This is a genomic window from Isoptericola nanjingensis (genome assembly GCF_050311635.1).
GTDB lineage: Bacteria > Actinomycetota > Actinomycetes > Actinomycetales > Cellulomonadaceae > Isoptericola > Isoptericola nanjingensis.
The window spans coordinates 1-18,595 of the sequence record NZ_JBNOZL010000009.1; the positions used below are offsets into that span (position 1 = coordinate 1).

The following is an 18,595-nucleotide window of genomic DNA, read 5'->3' on the forward strand; positions in this document are numbered from 1 at the left end:
ACGCCGCCGGACACCCATTCACGAAAGGCCCACCCCACACCGGGGTGGGCCTTTCGCATACCCGCAACACCCCACCACGCCGCCGTGCCGATAGGCTCGTCGGGTGACTGGAGCACCGCACCTTCCTGCCACCGGACCGACGTCGTCGTGGCGAGCCCAACACTTCGTGAGCCTGCTGGACTTCGCGCGGTCGTCCCTGGGAGGGGACGGGACCGCCGGGTGGCTCGACGAGGCCGGGGCCGTCGACCCGGCACAGCCGGCTCACCTGTGGATCACCTGCCGGATGACGCACTCCTACGGGCTCGGACATCTCCTGGGGGTCGAGGGCGCAGGTGCGCTGCTGGACCGGGGGATCGCCGGCCTGTCGCGGGCGTTGGCGGACGCCGACGAGGGTGGCTGGCTGGCCTCCCGGGGTCCGGGCGACGCGTTCGACGGGATCAAGCAGGCGTACGGTCATGCGTTCGTCGTGCTGGCCGGTTCGACCGGGACCGTGGCGCGCGTGCCAGGTGCCGTGACGCTCCTCGAGGCGGCACTGTCGGTGCTCGACCGACGGTTCTGGGAGGCCGAGCACCAGCTGCACCTCGACGAGCGGTCGCGCGACTGGGGCACGGTCGACCCGTACCGCGGGGTCAACGCGAACATGCACTCCGTCGAGGCGCTCCTTGCCGCGCACGACGCCACGGGGGAGACCCGCTGGCTCGATCGGGCGGCGGTCGTGGCCGACCGCGTGATCGGCTGGGCTGCGGGCAACGACTGGCGGATCCCGGAGCACTTCGACACGGAGTGGCGGCCGCAGCTCGAGTACAACGCCGACCGTCCGCACGACCCGTTCAAGCCGTACGGCGCCACACCGGGCCACGGCCTGGAGTGGGCGCGGTTGCTCCTGCAGGTGGACGTCGCCGCGGGGACGCAGGGCCGGCGCACCGACGCAGCACGGCAGCTGTTCGATCGCGCCGTGGCCGACGGGTGGGACGGGCTCGGGGGCGGCTTCGTGTACACGACGGACTGGCACGGGACCCCGGTCGAGGCGCGCCGTTTCCACTGGGTGGCGGCCGAGGCGGCCGCGGCGGCCGACGTCCTGCACCGCACGACGGGCGAGGCGCGCTACGCCGAGCTCGCCGACACGTGGTGGGCGTGGATCGACGCCCACCTGGTGGACCACGAGCGGGGCTCCTGGTTCCACGAGCTCGACACGGCCAACCGCCCCTCGGGCCGGACCTGGGTCGGCAAGCCCGACATCTACCACGCGGCCCAGGCCGTGATCCTGCCGGACCTGCCCCTCACCGGGTCGTTCGCGGCGTCCGCCCGGGAGGCCGGGCCGCTGCTGGCCGGCACGCGACTGGGCGACGCGGTGGCGACGTCGTGAGGATCTCCGCGAAGGCCGACTATGCGGTGCGGGCGGCCGCCGAGCTCGCCGCGTCCGGCGAGGGCCCCGTGCCGGCCGAGGCTCTCGCCCGCGCGCAGCAGGTGCCCCACCGCTTCCTCGAGGCGATCCTGAGCGACCTGCGGCGCGAGGGCATCGTCGCGAGCCGTCGCGGCGCGGGCGGCGGGTACGTGCTGGCCCGTCCGGCCGACAAGGTCACCGTCGCCGACGTCGTGCGCGCCGTGGACGGGCCGCTGGTGTTCGTGCGCGACGCGCGGCCCTCGGACCTGGAGTACACCGGCGCGGCGGCGTCGCTGCTGCACGTGTGGGTGGCGCTGCGCGTGAACGTCCGGGCCGTGCTGGAACAGGTGACCCTGGCGGACCTCGCGGCCGGGACGATCCCCGACGTCGTGCGCCGGCTCACCGAGCATGAATCGGCGTGGATCAACCCGTGAGCCCCGCTCCCGCGGCCTGACCGGCACGGGGCGGTCGGGGCGCGGCACGGCCCGCGCCGACCCCGGAAGGCGCGTCTCAGCATGCAGACAGATTCTTGAGACCGTTGAATCCGATAGAGCCGATCGGGTAACTTCACTGCAGACGCGGCGGACCCGCTGCCGCGCCGAAACGGAGGGAACCCCCGTGCGGACTCTCGTCCTCCTTGCCCTCGTGGGCCTCGGTGCGCAGCTTGTCGACGGCAGCCTGGGCATGGCCTACGGCGTCACCTCGACCACCCTGCTGCTCGCGATCGGTACCAACCCCGCGGCCGCGTCGGCGACCGTCCACCTCGCCGAGGTCGGGACGACGCTGGCGTCCGGTGCGTCGCACTGGCGGTTCGGGAACGTGGACTGGAAGGTCGTCACCAAGATCGGCATCCCCGGTGCGGTCGGCGCGTTCGCAGGCGCGACCTTCCTCTCGTGGCTGTCGACCGAGATCGCCAAGCCGCTGATGTCGATCCTGCTGCTGGGGCTGGGCCTGTACGTGCTGCTGCGCTTCACGCTCCGCGGGCTGCGCACGGACCGCCTCGGGCAGCCGCTCCGGAAGCGGTTCCTCACCCCGCTCGGCCTGGTCGCCGGGTTCATGGACGCCACGGGCGGCGGCGGCTGGGGGCCGGTGGGCACGCCCGCCATCCTCGCGAGCGGCCGCATGGAGCCCCGCAAGGTGATCGGCTCGATCGACACCAGCGAGTTCTTCGTGGCCGTCGCCGCGAGCCTCGGCTTCCTCTTCGGCCTTGGGACCGCGGGCATCAACCCGACCTGGGCCCTGGCGCTGCTCATCGGCGGCCTGATCGCGGCGCCGATCGCGGCGTGGCTCGTCCGCCTGGTGCCGCCGCGCGTCCTCGGCTCCGCCGTCGGCGGGATCATCGTGCTCACCAACGTCCGCACCCTGCTGAGCCTCGACGAGTTCCCGGTGAGCGACGGCGTGCGGGGTCTCGTCCTCGGGCTCATCGCGGTCGGCTGGGCCGCCGCCGTCGCCTACTCGTTCCGCGAGCACCGCAAGGCGGTCGCGGCGGAGCGGGCCGAGGCGGCCGGCGAGCACCCCGAGGCCGCGGCGACGACGGTCGCCTGACGCCTGCCCCCGGCACGGCCGAGGCCACCGACGACACCGCCACCGCACGTCACCCGCCGTGCGGTGGCGGTGTCGCGCCGTCCCGGTACGGTGGTGAAGCCAGGAGAACTGCGCGCCTGACCCAGCTGCACGGCACTGGGGGTGAGCCTCGATGTCCAGCACGACCAACGACACACCGCGCCGCGAGCTCGTCGCCCTCGCGGAGCTGCTGGGTGCGGGGAGCCAGCTGCTCGTCGGCCGGTACCGCGTCGACGTCGCCACGGGGGAGTGGTGGTGGTCGGACGAGGTCTTCCGGATCTTCGGTCGCGAGCCGGGCAAGATCGCGCCGGGACCGGAGGTGCTGCGCGCCCACCTGCATCCCGACGACCGCGAGCGGCTCTCCCGGACGGCGGTGGTCGCGCTCGGCACCGGGCGGCCGTTCTCGGGGGCGCACCGCGTCGTGGACGACCACGGGCGCACCCATACCGTCGTCGTGACCGGACAGGGAAGGCATGGGGCCGACGGCGCGTCGTCGCAGATCGTCGGCTACGTCATCGACGCGAGCCCGGTCGTGCGGGACGCGCTGGAGCGCGAGGCGCACCGGGCCGTGTCCCGAGCGTTCGTCGCGGCCGCGGCCGCCGAGCAGGCCAAGGGAGCCATCATGGCGGTGTGCGGCGTGGACGAGTCGGTCGCCACCGAGGTGCTCGCGGACGCCGGCGCGCAGGTCGGGATCTCCGCCCAGTCGGCGGGCGAACAGGTGATGAAAGGGCTCGCGCGGCCCGTCGGGGACCGCGACGCCGCGCTCACGGCGGCGGAGGTGGTGCGGTCCGCCCCGCCGGCCCAGGACGCGGCGGACCGGCTCAGCCAGGCGCTCGCCACCGTGCGGCCGGTGGACCGGCCGCACGGGCACGACGCGCAGCTCGCCCGCCGGCGTCCGCGCGCGAGCCACTGACCCGCAGGGCGGGCCCGTCAGGAGCGGGGGATCAGCGGCCGGGGACGAACCGGGCCGCCGCGCGCACGGCGCCCTTGCGGGCGAGGCGCTTCGCGAGCACCGCGACCCCGCCCGAGACCGCCGCGAAGGTGACGGCCTGGATGATCGAGATCTCGTCGTCGTCCACGTTGGTGGGCGCCACGCTGCCCGTCGTCTTCTCCCAGACCACCCCGATCAGCTTCTGCGCGACCCATCCGGCGGCGATCGTCAGCACCACCGTGCCGACCTTCACGCCCAGCGGCTGCTCGGTGTCCGTCACGTGCTCTCCCTCGGTAGGTCCCGGCGCGGCCGCGGCACGACCGCGCGTCGTCTCGCGTGCGTCCGCGGCCGCCGGACGGCGTCACGGCACGTCAGGCACGTCACACCCCGAGGCCGAGGACTGCACCACGGTAGCGCGGCGTCGGCGGGTAGGCTCGTGGTGATACGACAGGGGAGCGCCCACCGGCGCTGAGAGTGCGGACCGCCGCAGACCCTCGAACCTGACCCGGTTAGCACCGGTGGAGGAAGTCGGGAATCTCGTTCCCTGCGGACGGCCGCACCACGACGGTGCCGGGTGCCCGCAGGACCCCCTTCTCGCACCTTGAGGAGGACAGCATGAAGCTCACGACCACGGCCCGGACCACGGCCGCCACCGCGGGCGTCGTCGCCCTGCTGCCGCTGCTGGCGGCGTGCGGCGGGACGCCCACGGACGACGCGAGCGGCGCGGCGTCGAGCACGGTCACGCTCGTCACCCACGACTCGTTCGCCGTCTCCGACGACGTCCTGGCCGCGTTCGAGAAGGAGTCCGGTCTCACCGTCGAGCAGGTGGCCCCGGGCGACGCGGGCACGCTGGTGAACCAGCTCGTGCTCACCAAGGACGCGCCGCTGGGCGACGTCGTCTTCGGCGTGGACAACACGTACGCGTCGCGGGCCGTCGACGCCGGGGTCTTCGAGGAGTACCAGCCGGCCGACCTCGCCCCGGAGGTCGCGGCCTACGCGCCCGACGACCTGGCGGGCACGCTGACGCCGGTCGACGTGGGCGACGTGTGCATGAACCTTGACGACGGCTGGTTCGAGAAGCACGGCGTCACGCCCCCGACGACGCTCGAGGACCTCGCGAAGCCGGAGTACGCGGACCTCACCGTCGTGACCAATCCGGCGACGTCGTCCCCCGGCCTCGCGTTCCTGCTCGCGACGATCGGCGCGTTCGGCGCGGACGGCTGGGAGGCCTACTGGGCCGACCTGCGCGACAACGGCCTCAAGGTGGCCGAGAGCTGGGAGGACGCGTACTACGTGGACTTCTCCGGCGCCGGCGAGGGCGGGCAGCGCCCGATCGCGCTGTCGTACGCGACGTCGCCCGCGTTCACCGTGAGCGACGACGGGAAGACCTCCGCCACGAGCGCGATGCTCGACACCTGCTTCCGGCAGGTCGAGTACGCGGGCGTGCTGGCGGGCGCCGAGAACCCCGAGGGCGCCGAGAAGCTCGTGGACTTCCTGACGAGCGCCGAGTTCCAGGCCGACGTGCCCGGCCAGATGTACATGTACCCCGCGGACCCGGGCGTGGAGCTGCCCGCCGACTGGCAGCAGTTCGCGCCCCTGGCCGACGAGCCGTTCGAGGTGGCGCCCGCCGACGTCGCCGCGCACCGCGACGAGTGGATCGAGCAGTGGACGGCGACGGTCGTCGGCTGACGCGCCCCGTGCCCCGCGTCCCGCGCGCCACCGCCCGCCCGGCAGCCCGGGCGGCGCGGTGGCGCGCCGCCCGGCGGGGTGCAGACCGATGGGGCGCGTGGCTCGGCTGGGGCGCGGCCGTCGCGCTCCCGCTGGGCTTCCTCGCGGTCTTCTTCGCGTGGCCGGTGGTGTCGCTCGTCCTGCAGGGGTTCTTCACCGAGACCGCGGCGGGGCGGGAGCTCGACCTGTCCGGCTTCGCAGAGGTGCTGTCCCAGGAGCGCACGTGGCGGATCGTCGGGCAGACGCTCGCCCAGGCGATCACGGGCACGGCGCTGTCGGTGCTGCTCGGCCTGCCCGGCGCGTACGTGCTGTACCGGTGCCGGTTCCCGGGGCGCACCCTCGTGCGCGGCCTGGTGACCGTGCCGTTCGTGCTGCCGAGCGTCGTCGTCGGCGTCGCGTTCCGCGCGCTCTTCGCCCCCGGCGGGCCGCTCGGCTGGGCGCACCTGGAGGAGAGCTTCGCGGGCATCGTGCTCGCCCTGGTCTTCTTCAACTACGCGGTCGTGGTGCGCACCGTCGGCGGCATGTGGGAGCGGCTCGACCCGCGCGCCGAGCAGGCCGCCCGCGCGCTCGGCGCCACGCCGTGGCGCGCGTTCCGCACCGTGACGCTGCCCGCGCTCGGCCCGGCGATCGCGTCGGCCGCCGCGGTCGTCTTCCTGTTCTGCGCGACGGCGTTCGGCGTCGTCCTCGTCCTCGGCGGCCTGCGCTACGGCACGATCGAGACGGAGATCTGGACGCGCACCACCCAGTTCCTCGACCTGCGCTCGGCGGCGGTGCTGTCGGTGCTGCAGCTCGTCGTGGTGGCCGGCGCGCTGCTGGTCAGCTCCCGCGCCCGGGCGCGCCGGGAGCGGGCCCTGCACCTCACGAGCGACAGCGTGTCCGCGCACCGGCTGCGGCTGCGCACCGGTGCCGACGGCACGGACGTCGTGCCGGCGCTCGTCACCCTCGTCGTGGTCGCCGGGCTGCTCGTGCTGCCCATGGCGGGGCTCGTCACGCGGTCGCTGCGGGCTCCCGACGGTTCCTGGGGCCTCGACAACTACGTGGCCCTCGGCACCACCGGCGGGCCCAACGCCCTGACCGTCACGGTCTGGGAGGCACTGGGCAACTCGCTGCGCACCGCGGCGTGGGCCGCGCTGATCGCCGTCGTCGTGGGCGGCCTCGTGGCGCTCGTCGTGTCGCGTCGCCCGCGGCGGGCGGGTCTGCGGAGCGCCGTCGGGGTGCTCGACGCCGCGTTCATGCTGCCCCTGGGCGTCTCCGCCGTGACGGTGGGCTTCGGCTTCCTCATCACGCTGGACAAGCCGTTCGGGCTCGACGTCGACCTGCGCACCTCCGGCGCGCTCGTCCCGATCGCGCAGGCCGTCGTCGCCATCCCGCTCGTCGTGCGCACGATGCTGCCGGTGCTGCGCGCCATCGACCCGCGGCTGCGCGAGGCGGCCGCCACGCTGGGCGCGGCGCCGGGGCGGGTGCTGCGGACCGTCGACGGCCCGCTGGGCGCGCGGTCGCTGGGGCTGGCGATCGGGTTCGCGTTCGCGGTCTCGCTCGGAGAGTTCGGTGCGACGTCGTTCCTCGCCCGCCCCGACACGGCCACGCTGCCTGTGGTGATCTACCGGCTGATCGGGCGGCCCGGGGCCGAGAACTACGGGATGGCGCTCGCGGCGTCCGTGGTGCTGGCCGTGCTCACCGCGACCGTCATGATGGTGGCCGAGCGCCTGCGCGGCGACCGGCCGGGAGGGGAGTTCTGATGGAGCAGGGCCAGACGACGGGGCTCGTCGTGCGCGACGCCGTGGTGCGGTACGGCGCCACGCGCCGCCGACCGGGGGCGGTCGCGGTGGACGGCGTCTCGCTCGACGTCGCGGCAGGCGAGATCGTCGCGCTGCTCGGGCCGAGCGGCTGCGGCAAGTCGTCGCTGCTGCGCGCCGTCGCCGGGCTGGAGCCGCTCGCGGGCGGCACCGTGGCGTTCGACGGCGCGGACCTCGCGGGCGTGCCCGTGCACCGGCGGAACTTCGGCCTGCTCTTCCAGGACGGCCAGCTCTTCCCGCACCGGGACGTCGGCCGCAACGTGGCCTACGGGCTCGAGACCCTGGGCGTGCCGCGTGCCGAGCGGGCCGCGCGGGTCGCCGAGCTGCTCGCCGACGTCGGGCTCGCGGGCTACGAACGCCGGTCCGTCGCGACGCTGTCGGGCGGGGAGAAGCAGCGCGTGGCGCTCGCCCGGGCCCTCGCGCCCCGCCCGCGGCTGCTGCTGCTCGACGAGCCGCTGTCCGCCCTCGACCGCCGCCTGCGCGAGCGGCTCGCCGTCGACGTCCGCGACACCCTCCAGGCCACCGGCACCACCGCCGTCTTCGTCACGCACGACCACGACGAGGCCTTCACCGTCGCCGACCGCGTCGCCGTCATGGACGCCGGGCAGCTGCTCCAGGTGGACGCCCCCGACGTGCTGCTGCGCGCGCCCGCGAGTCCGCGCGTCGCGGAGTTCCTGGGGCTGTCCGCGGACGGCGACGTGCCGGTGCCCGGCCGCCCCGAGGAGCCCGTGCGGGGCTGACAGGGCCTGCGCTCATGCCTCGCCGGCGTCGTGCACGAGCAGGGCGACCTGCGTGCGGTTCTCCAGCCCGAGCTTCTCGAGCACGCTCGACACGTGCGCCTTCACAGTCGGCACGCTGAGGTAGAGCCGGGCCGCGATGTCGGCGTTCGACGCGCCAAGGCCGAGCTCGACGGCGACGTCGCGCTCGCGGGCGGTGAGCGCGTCCAGGGCGGCGCGGGCGCGGTCGCGCGACCCGTCCGAGCCGGCGACGGCGGCCATCAGCCGCCGCGCGACGTCGGGCGCCAGCACCGGCTCGCCCGCGGCGGCCGCGTGGACGGCGGCGGCGATGCGGGCGGGCGGCATGTCCTTGAGCAGGTAGCCCGCGGCCCCGGCGCGCAGCGCCCCGCCCACCTCCTCGGCGGTGTCGAACGTGGTGAGCACGACGACGGCCGGCGGCGCCGGGCGCGCCCGCACCCGCCGGGTCGCGGTGACGCCGTCGACGCCCGGCATGCGCAGGTCCATGAGGACGACGTCGGCCGGGTGCGCGTCCAGGACGCCCGGCACGTCGGCCCCGTCGGCGGCCTCCGCGACCACGCGCATCCCGTGCGCGCCGTCGAGCATGAGGCGCAGGCCCGCGCGCACCAGCGCGTCGTCGTCCACCAGGACGATCCGCACGGGGGTCTCGTCCACGGGGCCGGTGGCGGGGAGCGGGCCGGGCCCGGGCGTCGTCGTCACGCGTCCCACGGTAGCCACGCCTCCACCGTGAAGCCGCGCGACGCGTCGGGGCCCGAGCTCGGCCCGGTGGCCAGCGTGCCGCCCAGCAGCGTGGCGCGCTCGCGCAGCCCGACCAGCCCCGTGCCGGTGCCCACCCCGTCCGGGGCGACGGCGCCCGGTGCCGCGCCGTCGTCCACCACCCGCACCCGGACCTCGCCCGGGGCGGTCGCGACGGTCACCCGCACGGCCGCGCCCGGCGCGTGCCGGCGCGCGTTGGTCAGCGACTCCTGCACGACCCGGAACACGGCCGTCGCGACCGTGGCCGGCGGGACGTCGTCGCCCGTGCGCTCGTACGTCACGTCGGTCCCGGCGGCGCGGGAGTCGTCGACGAGCCGGCGCACGTCGTCGAGGCCGGGTACGGGGCCGAGGTCGTCCGGGCCGGCGCGGAGCAGTCGGATGACCTGCCGCAGGTCCTCGAGCGCGTCGCTCACGCCCGCGCGGACCCGCCCCGCGGCGGCGGCGAGCGCGGCCGGGTCGGCGTCCGGGCGGTACTCCAACGCGCCCGCGGTGGCGGCCAGGAGCGAGAGGCGGTGCGCGAGGGTGTCGTGCATCTCGCGGGCGATCCGGGTGCGCTCGGCCGTGCGCGCCTCCGCGACCCGCCGCTCCTGCTCGGCCTCCGCCCGGCGCGCCCGGTCGCGCAGGGACCACAGCACGAGGGACCGCTCGCGCCCGTACGCGCCCCAGCCGAAGAGCGCGGCGTGGACCGCGACGTCGCACAGGAGCCACCAGCCCAGCGGCAGGCCCACCGGACGCCACAGCGCCTGGACCGCGTGCCCCAGGATCCCCGCCCCCGCGACCCACGCGGCGGTGCGGACCGGGTACCAGCGCGCCACCTGCAGCGTGCCCACGGTCGCCGCGGGAGTCGCCGCCCCCGACACGGCGGCCAGGGCGGCGAGCGCGAGCGCGGCGGGCACGCTGCGGCGCGTCATCAGGAACGGGACGAGGGCGAGGGACGCGAGCGCGACGGCGACGTCGACGACGGCGGGCACCTGCGGCGTCGTGCCGACGACGGAGGTGTCCGGTGCGGCGGTCACGACGGCCGCCGTCGCGGCGGCGGTGAGGACGGCGACGAGCCCCCAGGCGGTCGCGACGACGCCGCGCGGCACGGGCGGGGGTCCCTGGGCGGGCGGCGGGCCCGGGACGCCGGCCGGCCGGGGGCCGACGACGGCGGGCTGCGGGGTGGTGCCGGTGGACGTCATGACCGGGACGCTACGGCGGGCGGTCGCGCCGCGACACCGTCGAAAGTCGGGGGTGGTCCCGACCGGCGACCAGGCGACGACCGACCGCGGCAGGGCGCGCGGCAGGCACGCCGCGCGGGAACGTCGTCGTGCCGGCAGGGCGCCGGCGCCGAGGAGGGGACGACATGGACACCACGACGAACAGGACCGGCGGGACGCAGGGCCGCACGCCGCGGGGACCGGCGAGGCGCACGTGGCGCGACCGGGCGTGGTGGAACCGTCCGCGGACGGTCGTGGTGGGTGCCGTGCTCACGGGGGCGGTGGTCTTCCTGGTCGGCACGCTGGCCGGCGTGGACCCCCAGGTCCGGGCCGGGTCGGGCACCCTCGAGGTCACGATCTCCCTGGTGATCGCCACGAGCCTCACGGCGGCACTGGGTGGCTGGGGCGTCCGCGCCCTCCTGCTGCGCCGCCCGGACGGCGGCCGCACGGCGTGGCTGGTGCTGAGCGGCGCCGTCCTGCTGGTGTCCCTGCTGGGCCCGCTGGGTGCCGAGAACGCCGGCGCGACGGTGCTGCTCCTGCTGGAGCACCTCGCCGTCGGCGGCGTGATCATGGTGGGCCTCAGCGGGGCGGAGCCTCGGGGCGCCAGAGCGGCGTGACGACGTCCCGTGCCGCGAGCATGAGCGCGAGCAGGGGGCCGCGCTGCCGCTCGAACGCGGCCCGGTCCACCAGCCCGCGGTCGAGGCGGCGGTGCAGCATCGCCAGCTCGGTCGCCGCCTGCTGGTAGTCCCGCATCGCGCGGGCCGGGCCGGGGCCGCCCGCGGCACGCACCTGGGCCCGGGCCCGGCGGCGGCGCTTCAGCGACGTGAGCATCACGACGTCCGGCAGGGCGACGACGCCCAGCGGACCGTACTGCGGCAGGTGCTGCCCGATGAGCGCCACGATGCGCGCGCGGTCGTGACGCACGACGACGAGCAGCCCGACGACGACCCCCAGGCCCAGCAGGTACACCGCGACGACGGCCTCGACGCCGAGCGACGCGGCGCCGTTCCACAGCGCGTGGTACGTCATCGCGCCGAGCAGGCCGAGGAGCACGGGCCACACCCGGGCCCAGCCGCGCGGGGCGAGCGCGGCCGTCGCGATCCCCAGGCCGGTGAGGGACGTGCACAGCGGGTGGATCAGCGGCGACAGGAGGCCGCGGGCCACGAACGTCGCGGCCAGCCCCTCCGGGCCGGCGACCGTGTAGTAGTGGATGTTCTCGATCGTGGCGAAGCCGAGGCCCACCATCGAGCCGTAGATGATGCCGTCGGTCGGGCCGTTGAGCTCGTGCCGGCGGAACCAGAGCATGCCGACGAGGACCAGCGCCTTGAGGGTCTCCTCGACGACGGGCGCGGTGAGCACCGCCGTCGCGACGAAGCCCTCCTCCTGGCCGAGCAGCGGCGTCCACAGCAGGGTGAGCCCGGCGGTGTTGATCCCCATCGCGACCAGCACGGACACGCCCGCGCCCCACAGGAACGCGAGCACCAGGGCGTCCGGCGGCTCCGGCTCGAGGCGGTCGAGGGCGAGCACGCCCGCCAGCAGCAGCGGGAGGGGCAGGACGGCGAGGATCAGGCCCTCGAGGAACGTCGGGCCCTCCGCGGACGTCACCACCAGCGCGGCGAGCAGGCACGCCGACGACACGGCGATCGCGACGATGACGCCCACCGACGGGCGGCGCGTGGGGCGCCCGTCGAGGATCGCGCGAGGGTCCAGGGCCGGCATGGGCCCTGATCCTAGGTGCGACGGGGCTGCGGCACCGCGATGATCTCCCCAGCGGACCAGGTCGACCCCGCCGTCCGCCCGTCCCGGAGGAGCCCTCATGGCCACGGTCGTGTCCACCCTGTTCATCTCGCTCGACGGCGTCGCGGAGATCGACCCCGCCTGGCACTTCCCCTACTTCGACGACCACATGGCCCGCGCCGTCGACGACGACTACCGCGACACCGACGTCCTGCTGATCGGCCGCGTCACCTACGACAGCTTCGCCGGCGCGTGGCCCGGTCGGGAGGAGGCGGGCGAGGAGGACGCGGCGTTCGCCCGGCGGCTGGGGGACATGCGCAAGGTGGTCGTGACCCGCTCGACGCACGACCTCGGCTGGCGCCACGTCGAGCGGCTCGACGGCGACCTGCCGGCCGCAGTCGAGGCGCTGAAGGCCGAGGACGGCGTGGAGAAGATCCTCGTGCCAGGGTCGCTGTCGGTCGTCCGCCAGCTCCTCGCGGCGGGGCTGCTCGACGAGCTGCGCCTGCTGGTGCACCCGGTCGCGGCCCGCCGCGGCGCGCGCCTCTTCGACGAGGGCGACACGGTCTACCCGCTGGCCCTGCGCCGGTCCGAGGCCTTCCCGACCGGCGTGGTCCGCCTGGTCTACGCGCCGGGCGAGCTGCCGAGCCTGGCGGGGTACGACGACGTGAAGGGTCAGGTGCCGAGCGGCGACTGAGGGTCGCTCGTCCGACGGACGACCACGACGGCGACGTCGTCCTCCCGGCCGGCGTCGGTGAACCTGTCCACGAGGCGTGCGCACACCTCCGCAGGGGTGAGCCCGGCGAGCGTGCGGGCCGCGTCCACGAGCTCGTGGACGCCCTCCCGCAGGCTGCGGTCGCGGCGCTCGACCAGCCCGTCCGTGACGAGCACCAGGAGGTCGCCCGGGCCCAGCGCGTCGCGCCGTGCGGGCCGCTCGTCCGGGCTCGCCAGACCCAGGAGGCGGGCCGGCGACTTCTCCGCGATCACCGTCCCGTCGGTCCGGACCACGAGCGGAGGCAGGTGGCCGGCGTCGGTCATCTCGATGCTGCCGTCGGCGGGGTCGATGACGCAGACGCACACCGTGGTGAGCTCCGGGTGGTCCTGCCGCAGCGAGTCGTTGAGCAGGTCGAGCGCGCGAGCGGCATCGTGGCCCTCGCGCAGGTAGGCGCGGAGGGTGAGGCGCACCTCGGCCATGACGGTGGCCGCCCGCAGCGAGTGCCCCTGGACGTCCCCGATCACGACGGCGACCCGGCCGTCGGGCAGGTCGAAGGCGTCGTAGAAGTCCCCGCCGACGTCGAGGCGCTCGTCCGACGCCTCGTAGCGGGCGGCGACCTCGACACCGCCGCGCACCGTGAGACCGGAGGGCAGGAGCCGCCGCTGGAGCGCCATCGCGATGCGGTGCTCCTCGGCGAACGTCTTGAGGTTCCGGAGGGCCACGGTGATGCCCTCGGTGAACCGGGCGGCGACCTCACGCTCCTCCGCCGACGGGCTGCTGGAGGCGTCGTCGGCCTGCAGCGCCAGCCCGCCCACGAGGTTGCCCTCGGCGTCGCGCAGCCACACCGTCCACCAGGCGGACCGCGGCACGCCCGCCTGCGCCAGCAGGGGGACCCAGTGGTCGGGCACGTCGTCGGCGCCGAACGTGGCCGACGAGACCGGCCCCGGCGGCAGCACGGGGAGCGTCCCTCGCCCGCGCACCAGCGGCGCGTCCGGGGCAGGGCACACCGCGCGGACCACGGTCTGCTGGTCGACGACCACCATCGCGACGGCGGGCCGCCCGAGCACGGCGCAGGCGCCCTGGGCGACGAGGTCGGCCACGAGCTCCTGGGTCCGGGCCTGGTGCAGGAGTGCGAGCGCGTCGGCGAGCGCCTCGAACCGACGCACGGCGCGCCCGGCACCGCGATGGGCGTCGTGCGCGCGGCACAGTGCGCCCACGGTGGCCAGGAACTCGTCCTGGTCGAGCGGCTCGGGCAGGTAGGCGTCGGCGCCGCCGGCCAGCCCGGCGGTCCGTGCGGCGGCGTCGATCGACGTGGCGGACACGTGCATCACCGGAACGTGGGCGGTCAGCGGGTCCGCCTTGATCCGGCGGCAGACCTCGGACCCGGTGAGGTCCGGGAGGTTGACGTCGAGGACCACCGCGTCGATCGTCGCGGTCACCAGGTCCAGCGCCTCCGCGCCGGTCCCTGCCTCGAGCACGTCGAAGCCCGCGCCCCGCAGCCACGTCGCCATGACGTAGCGGTGCGCGCGGGTGTCGTCCACGACGAGGACGGTGCGGTCGGCGGGCGTCATGCGGCACCGCCGCCACGGAGCGCGCGGGTGAGGGAATCGCGGTCGAGCGTCGACTTCGGCAGGAAGGGCGCCGGCCGCCCCACCCCTGTCTGGTCCGGGGCGGGGCCGCTGGACATGAGCGCGACGGCCAGGTGGGGGTGCTCGGCACGGAGCCGCGCGAGCAGGCCCACGCCGTCGAGCTCCGGCAGCCGCACGTCCACGACGGCCGCATCGGCAGGGGCGTCCCGCAGGAGAGCGAGCGCGTGCCGCCCGTCGTGGGCGACGCTGACGCGGCCGGCGTCCTCGCGCAGCAGTCCCGCGACGTACGCGCCGTACGACCGGTCGTCGTCGACGACCAGGACGTGGCCGAGCCCGGTCTCCGCGTCCCGCCCGGCCGTGGCGGGGGAGCGCGTGGGCGTGGGCACCGCCGTCGCGGTCCCCGCCGGGTCCGGGGGCGCGACGGGGAGGACGACGGTGAACGTGCTGCCGACGTCGGGGGCCGAGCTCGCCGTCAGCGTCCCGCCGAGAGCCTCGGAGGTGCGCCGGGCGTAGGGCAGGCCGAGGCCGGTCCCCCGGACGCCCGGCTGGAGGCGGTTGGGCACCTGGACGAACTCCTCGAACACGGCGTCCAGGTGCTCGGGGCCGATCCCCAGGCCGGTGTCCTCGACGACGAACCGCACGGCGTCGCCCTCGACGCGGGCGTCGAGCCGCACGCTGCCCCGTTCGGTGAACTTGACGGCGTTCGTCAGGAGGTTGCGCAGGACCCGCGCGACCAGCCGTCGGTCGCTCACGAGCGCCAGCCCGGGCTCGCACGCGACCACCAGCTCCACCCCGTCGCGCACCAGGGGGAGCGTCGTGCCCCGGAGCTCGTCGAGCAGCGCGGGCACGTCGATCGGCGCGGGCGCCACGTCCTGGTGCCCGGCCTCCGCGCGCGCGAGGTCGAGGAGCTCGTCGACGAGGGTGAGCAGCGTGGCCGCGCTGTCGCGCACGAACTCCACCTGCTCGGCCTGGTCCCCGGACATCGTCGACGCCTGCAGGAGCGAGGTCAGCCCGATGATGGAGTTGACCGGGCTGCGCAGCTCGTGGCTGACGTTGCGCAGGAAGCGCGACTTGGCCTCGTTCGCGGCCGCCAGCTCCCGGCCGCGCTCGTCGAGCTCGGCGTACAGCGCGACGACGCCGGTGTTGGTCTCCTCCAGCTCTGCGGAGAGCTGGTGGTACATCGCGAGGACGCCGCGGTTGGTCTCCTCCAGCTCGGTGTTGAGCCGGCGGAGCTCCTCCCGCTGCGTCACCAGCTCGTCGTGCGTGCGCAGCAGCTCGGCGTTCTGCACCCGCAGCTCGTCGAGGGCGTTGGCCCCGTAGCCGACGGTGATCGCGCGGCGCAGGGCGTCGGTGGTCGCCGTGTCGAGAGGCGCGGAGGCGCCCAGCTCGACCACGAGGGTAACGTGGCGGCCGTCCGCGCCGAGCACGACCTCGTCGACGAGACGCCGTGCCGCCGGGACGCCACCGTCGGCGGCGCTGCCCGTCGTGGTCAGGCCGGCGGCCGACTCGAGGTCCGCACGCAGGAGCGGCCGGGCGCCCCGGTCGAGGCCGATGGTGACCTCCACGGGCCCGAGCGCGACGGCGGCACGACCGACCTCGGAGAGCGCGGTGGCGACCCGCACCTGGGTGTGGACGTCGAGGCCCAGGGCGCGGGAGATCTCGCGGCCCGCGCGGCGCAGGGCGAGCAGGTCCGTGTCGCCCTCGAGCCGGGTGGTGAGGAGCGGGGTGCCGGCCGTGGTCACGGGGTGCCTCCCAGGGGGACGACCACGACGCACGCGTCGTCCCGTCGCACGGCGAAGTCGCGCATGAGCACGCCCGCGACGACGAGAGGGGTGCGAGCCGTCAGCCCGGGGTAGGCGGCCAGGCTCGCGCGGTCGGTGAGCCCGTCGGAGTGCAGCACGAGCAGGTCGCCGGCGCCGACGGGCACGGCGACCTCGCGGACGGCCCGTGCGTGCGTGCCGGCGATGCCGGGCTGGCTCACGAGGCTCCGCGGCCGGTCGGCGCCCTGCACGGTGCCGCCGATGTTGCCGAGCCCGGCGTGCCGCAGCGTCCCGCGCTCCGCCCGCGACACGGAGACCGCCGCGCCGCGCGTGCCGCCCAGAGCGCCGTGGACCCGTGCGAGGAGTGCGGAGGGGCCGGCGGGCTCCGCCTCGAGGAACGCGCGGACCGCCGACTGCGACGCGACGGCGGCCAGGGGACCGTGGCCGAGCCCGTCGGCGACGAGGACCGAGGTCACACCGTCGTCCGTCCGGAGGGCGAACGCGTCGCCGCAGACGGCCTGCCCGGTCATCGGCCGCGTCAGCCCCGCCCCCGGTGCGGGATCGGGGCGGGAGCCGGGGGAGGCGAAGGTGGCGGCCACCACCGTGCCCTGCCCGGGCGCCGACCAGGCGTCCCACGACGAGGTGAGCCGCGGCAGCGTGCCGAGCCCGATGCCGAGGGTGCCGCGCGAGGACACCCCGTCCCGCATCGCGGCGTCGAGGTCGCGCATTCCGGGGCCGGAGTCCACCGCCAGCACCTCGAGCGCGGCGTGGTCGTCCCAACGACGGACGCGCAGCACGACCGACCCCGAGCCGGCGTGCCGGGTCTGGTTGGACGCCAGCTCGGACACCACGAGGCCGGCCTCCGCGGCGCGCGCCTCGCCCAGCCCGAGGCTCAGCGCGGCCGTCGTCGCGGCGCGCCGGACCGCGCCGACGGCGGAGGGATGGTCGACGGTGTGCCACACCCCGGCCTCCAGGGCGACCGCCGCGTCGGGCGAGGACGGCCCCGACGGGGAGATCATCGCGACCAGGTCACGATCTCGACCCGGGTCCCGGCTCCCGGTGCCGTGTCGATCGAGAACTGCTCCACCAGCCGCCGTGAGCCGGACAGCCCGAGGCCCAGCCCGTTGCCGCTGGTCCAGCCGTCCGTCAGCGCGAGGTCGAGGTCGGCGATGCCCGGACCTTCGTCGGAGAAGACGGCCCGGACCCCGGACCGTCGGCCGTCGGCGACGAGCTCCACCTCGACCTCGCCGCCGCCGCCGTAGACCAGCGTGTTCCGGGCGAGCTCGCTCGCGGCCGTGACGAGCTTCGTCTGGTCGACGAGGGAGAGCCGCGCCTGCTGCGCGACCGTGCGGACGAGCTGTCGGACCCGGACCACGTCGGAGTCGGCACGCACCTCGAGCCGTTCCGTCGCCGTGGCCGAGGGCGCGGTCGTCATCTCGACTCTCGTTCGGCGGCCGCCGCGAGCAGCACGCTCTCGGCGGACTCGTGGGCCGGGGCGAGCATCGCGAGACCGCGCTCCACGTCCAGCGCGGTGCGGACGCCGCCGAGGGACAGCCCCAGCTCCACCATCGTGATGGCCACGGCGGGCCGCATGCCGACCACCACCGTCTGCGCGTCCAGGACGCGGGAGATCGCGGCGACCGACGCCAGCATCCGGCCGATGAAGCTGTCGACGATCTCCAGGCCCGAGATGTCGATGACGACGCCGCGCGCGCCGGTGCGTGTGATGCGCTCGGCCAGGTCCTCCTGCAGCTGCAGCGCGGTGTCGTCCTGGAGGTCCACCTGGATCGACACGAGGAGCGTCGACCCGATCTTGAGGATGGGGACGGCGTCGCTCACGCGGTCACCTCGGTGTGCGAGCGGCGACCCTCCCGCAGCGCGTCCACGAGCGCGTCCGCCAGCGTCGCGCGGGTGCGGATGTCCCCGAACTCGATCCCGAGCGCGACGACGGTCTGCGCGATCTGGGGACGGATGCCGCTGATCGTGCACTCCGCGCCCATGAGGCGCGCCGCGACGACCGTCCGCAGCAGGTGCTGGGCCACCTGCGTGTCGACCGCCGGCACGCCGGTGATGTCGATGATGGCCTGCGTGCTGCCCGTCTCGACGAGGGTGTTGAGCAGCTTCTCCATGACGACCTGGGTGCGCGCGGAGTCGAGGGTCCCGACCAGCGGCACCGCCACGATGCCCTCCCAGAGCTTGACGACCGGGGTCGACAGCTCCAGGAGCTGCTCGGCCTGCTCGCTGATGATCGACTCGCGGGCGGCGGCGAACGCCTCGAACGTGAACAGCCCGAGCTCGTCCACGAGGCGCAGCAGCGGCAGGACGCGCGTCATGGTGTCGTCCGACCCGGCCAGCCCGTACAGCCCCTCCTTGAGCGCGAACACGCCCACGGCGGTCTCGCGGGGCGTGAAGCCGAGCCGGGCGCGCGCGGCGGAGACGTCCGCCAGGATCCCGCGCAGCTGGTCGAAGGCCTCCGACTGCAGGTCGGTGCCTCCCGCCTGCAGGCCGTCGACGAGGGCCTGGTAGATGTCGGACTGCTCGCGCTCGAGCTCGCCGCGGGTGGTGCGTCCGCGCAGCTCGTCCACCGCGGCGTCCAGCCAGGCGGGGCGGACGGTCTCCGCATGGTCGACGAGGGTCTGTGCCAGGGCACTCGGCGCGACAGCAGTCATCGCGGATCCTTCCGGA

Annotated in this window: 19 protein-coding genes and 1 riboswitch; of the genes, 9 read left to right on the forward strand and 10 right to left on the reverse strand. The window is 75.6% G+C overall.

All coding sequences use genetic code 11. The annotated features are described in order from the left end of the window. Positions 1 to 103 precede the first annotated feature (103 nt). From ACQP6G_RS17885 to ACQP6G_RS17900, 4 genes are all read left to right on the forward strand, one after another. Positions 104 to 1,366 carry an AGE family epimerase/isomerase gene (locus tag ACQP6G_RS17885; protein ID WP_429766301.1) on the forward strand — a complete coding sequence of 421 codons (1,263 nt, stop codon included), beginning with the start codon at positions 104 to 106 and terminating at the stop codon, positions 1,364 to 1,366. Then, positions 1,363 to 1,818 (forward strand): RrF2 family transcriptional regulator, encoded by a 456-nt coding sequence (locus ACQP6G_RS17890; RefSeq protein WP_429766303.1) that lies wholly within the window; start codon positions 1,363 to 1,365, stop codon positions 1,816 to 1,818. Before ACQP6G_RS17885 ends, ACQP6G_RS17890 begins: the two co-directional genes overlap by 4 nt. 184 nt (positions 1,819 to 2,002) lie before the next feature. Beyond that, positions 2,003 to 2,929, forward strand: a complete 927-nt coding sequence (locus ACQP6G_RS17895) for a sulfite exporter TauE/SafE family protein (RefSeq protein WP_429766304.1) — start codon at positions 2,003 to 2,005, stop codon at positions 2,927 to 2,929. A 151-nt stretch (positions 2,930 to 3,080) separates the two neighbouring features. Beyond that, positions 3,081 to 3,860: a PAS domain-containing protein gene (locus tag ACQP6G_RS17900; RefSeq protein WP_429766306.1), complete on the forward strand. Its 780-nt coding sequence runs from the start codon at positions 3,081 to 3,083 to the stop codon at positions 3,858 to 3,860. Between the two features lie 31 nt (positions 3,861 to 3,891). Here ACQP6G_RS17900 and ACQP6G_RS17905 read toward each other — a convergent pair whose 3' ends face one another. Then, the gene (locus ACQP6G_RS17905; protein WP_429766307.1) at positions 3,892 to 4,158 is read right to left on the reverse strand and encodes a DUF4235 domain-containing protein; all 267 of its coding nucleotides are present in this window, start codon (positions 4,156 to 4,158) and stop codon (positions 3,892 to 3,894) included. A 159-nt stretch (positions 4,159 to 4,317) separates the two neighbouring features. Continuing rightward, positions 4,318 to 4,422: riboswitch (TPP riboswitch) on the forward strand. A gap of 71 nt (positions 4,423 to 4,493) precedes the next feature. On the opposite strand from ACQP6G_RS17905, the gene ACQP6G_RS17910 reads away from it, so the two are divergent. Genes ACQP6G_RS17910 through ACQP6G_RS17920 form a run of 3 tightly spaced genes read left to right on the forward strand, consistent with a single transcriptional unit; the run spans position 4,494 to position 8,142 of the window. Then, complete coding sequence (locus ACQP6G_RS17910; RefSeq protein WP_429766309.1) at positions 4,494 to 5,567, forward strand: thiamine ABC transporter substrate-binding protein; 1,074 nt, start codon at positions 4,494 to 4,496, stop codon at positions 5,565 to 5,567. Further along, positions 5,543 to 7,345 carry an ABC transporter permease gene (locus ACQP6G_RS17915; protein ID WP_429766311.1) on the forward strand — a complete coding sequence of 601 codons (1,803 nt, stop codon included), beginning with the start codon at positions 5,543 to 5,545 and terminating at the stop codon, positions 7,343 to 7,345. Before ACQP6G_RS17910 ends, ACQP6G_RS17915 begins: the two co-directional genes overlap by 25 nt. Further along, positions 7,345 to 8,142 (forward strand): ABC transporter ATP-binding protein, encoded by a 798-nt coding sequence (locus ACQP6G_RS17920; protein ID WP_429766312.1) that lies wholly within the window; start codon positions 7,345 to 7,347, stop codon positions 8,140 to 8,142. The genes ACQP6G_RS17915 and ACQP6G_RS17920 overlap by 1 nt, the downstream gene beginning before the upstream one ends. Before the next feature lie 12 nt (positions 8,143 to 8,154). Here the strand turns inward: ACQP6G_RS17920 and ACQP6G_RS17925 are convergent, their stop codons facing one another. Both ACQP6G_RS17925 and ACQP6G_RS17930 read right to left on the reverse strand, forming a co-directional pair. Beyond that, positions 8,155 to 8,856 carry a response regulator gene (locus ACQP6G_RS17925; protein WP_429766314.1) on the reverse strand — a complete coding sequence of 234 codons (702 nt, stop codon included), beginning with the start codon at positions 8,854 to 8,856 and terminating at the stop codon, positions 8,155 to 8,157. Then, positions 8,853 to 10,094, reverse strand: coding sequence for a sensor histidine kinase (locus ACQP6G_RS17930; RefSeq protein WP_429766316.1), 1,242 nt, complete (start codon positions 10,092 to 10,094; stop codon positions 8,853 to 8,855). The genes ACQP6G_RS17925 and ACQP6G_RS17930 overlap by 4 nt, the downstream gene beginning before the upstream one ends. Positions 10,095 to 10,258: 164 nt before the next feature. Between ACQP6G_RS17930 and ACQP6G_RS17935 the strand changes: the two genes are divergently transcribed. Continuing rightward, the gene (locus ACQP6G_RS17935; RefSeq protein WP_429766318.1) at positions 10,259 to 10,729 is read left to right on the forward strand and encodes a DUF6069 family protein; all 471 of its coding nucleotides are present in this window, start codon (positions 10,259 to 10,261) and stop codon (positions 10,727 to 10,729) included. Here ACQP6G_RS17935 and ACQP6G_RS17940 read toward each other — a convergent pair. Then, positions 10,692 to 11,831, reverse strand: coding sequence for a PrsW family intramembrane metalloprotease (locus tag ACQP6G_RS17940; RefSeq protein WP_429766319.1), 1,140 nt, complete (start codon positions 11,829 to 11,831; stop codon positions 10,692 to 10,694). The genes ACQP6G_RS17935 and ACQP6G_RS17940 overlap by 38 nt on opposite strands. A gap of 97 nt (positions 11,832 to 11,928) precedes the next feature. Between ACQP6G_RS17940 and ACQP6G_RS17945 the strand changes: the two genes are divergently transcribed. Next, on the forward strand, positions 11,929 to 12,543 hold the full coding sequence (locus ACQP6G_RS17945; protein ID WP_429766321.1) for a dihydrofolate reductase family protein: 615 nt from the start codon (positions 11,929 to 11,931) through the stop codon (positions 12,541 to 12,543). On the opposite strand, the gene ACQP6G_RS17950 is transcribed toward ACQP6G_RS17945, so the two are convergent. The 6 genes from ACQP6G_RS17950 to ACQP6G_RS17975 are packed head-to-tail and all read right to left on the reverse strand — an operon-like array spanning position 12,522 to position 18,579. Further along, positions 12,522 to 14,132 carry a SpoIIE family protein phosphatase gene (locus ACQP6G_RS17950; RefSeq protein ID WP_429766322.1) on the reverse strand — a complete coding sequence of 537 codons (1,611 nt, stop codon included), beginning with the start codon at positions 14,130 to 14,132 and terminating at the stop codon, positions 12,522 to 12,524. The genes ACQP6G_RS17945 and ACQP6G_RS17950 overlap by 22 nt on opposite strands. Then, positions 14,129 to 15,892 (reverse strand): sensor histidine kinase, encoded by a 1,764-nt coding sequence (locus ACQP6G_RS17955; protein WP_429766323.1) that lies wholly within the window; start codon positions 15,890 to 15,892, stop codon positions 14,129 to 14,131. The genes ACQP6G_RS17950 and ACQP6G_RS17955 overlap by 4 nt, the downstream gene beginning before the upstream one ends. Beyond that, positions 15,889 to 16,929 carry an ATP-binding protein gene (locus ACQP6G_RS17960; protein ID WP_429766324.1) on the reverse strand — a complete coding sequence of 347 codons (1,041 nt, stop codon included), beginning with the start codon at positions 16,927 to 16,929 and terminating at the stop codon, positions 15,889 to 15,891. Before ACQP6G_RS17960 ends, ACQP6G_RS17955 begins: the two co-directional genes overlap by 4 nt. Continuing rightward, positions 16,926 to 17,345, reverse strand: a complete 420-nt coding sequence (locus ACQP6G_RS17965; RefSeq protein ID WP_429766326.1) for an ATP-binding protein — start codon at positions 17,343 to 17,345, stop codon at positions 16,926 to 16,928. Before ACQP6G_RS17965 ends, ACQP6G_RS17960 begins: the two co-directional genes overlap by 4 nt. After that, positions 17,342 to 17,749, reverse strand: coding sequence for an STAS domain-containing protein (locus ACQP6G_RS17970; RefSeq protein ID WP_429766327.1), 408 nt, complete (start codon positions 17,747 to 17,749; stop codon positions 17,342 to 17,344). The genes ACQP6G_RS17965 and ACQP6G_RS17970 overlap by 4 nt, the downstream gene beginning before the upstream one ends. After that, positions 17,746 to 18,579 (reverse strand): STAS domain-containing protein, encoded by an 834-nt coding sequence (locus tag ACQP6G_RS17975; RefSeq protein WP_429766328.1) that lies wholly within the window; start codon positions 18,577 to 18,579, stop codon positions 17,746 to 17,748. Before ACQP6G_RS17975 ends, ACQP6G_RS17970 begins: the two co-directional genes overlap by 4 nt. Positions 18,580 to 18,595: the final 16 nt, after the last annotated feature.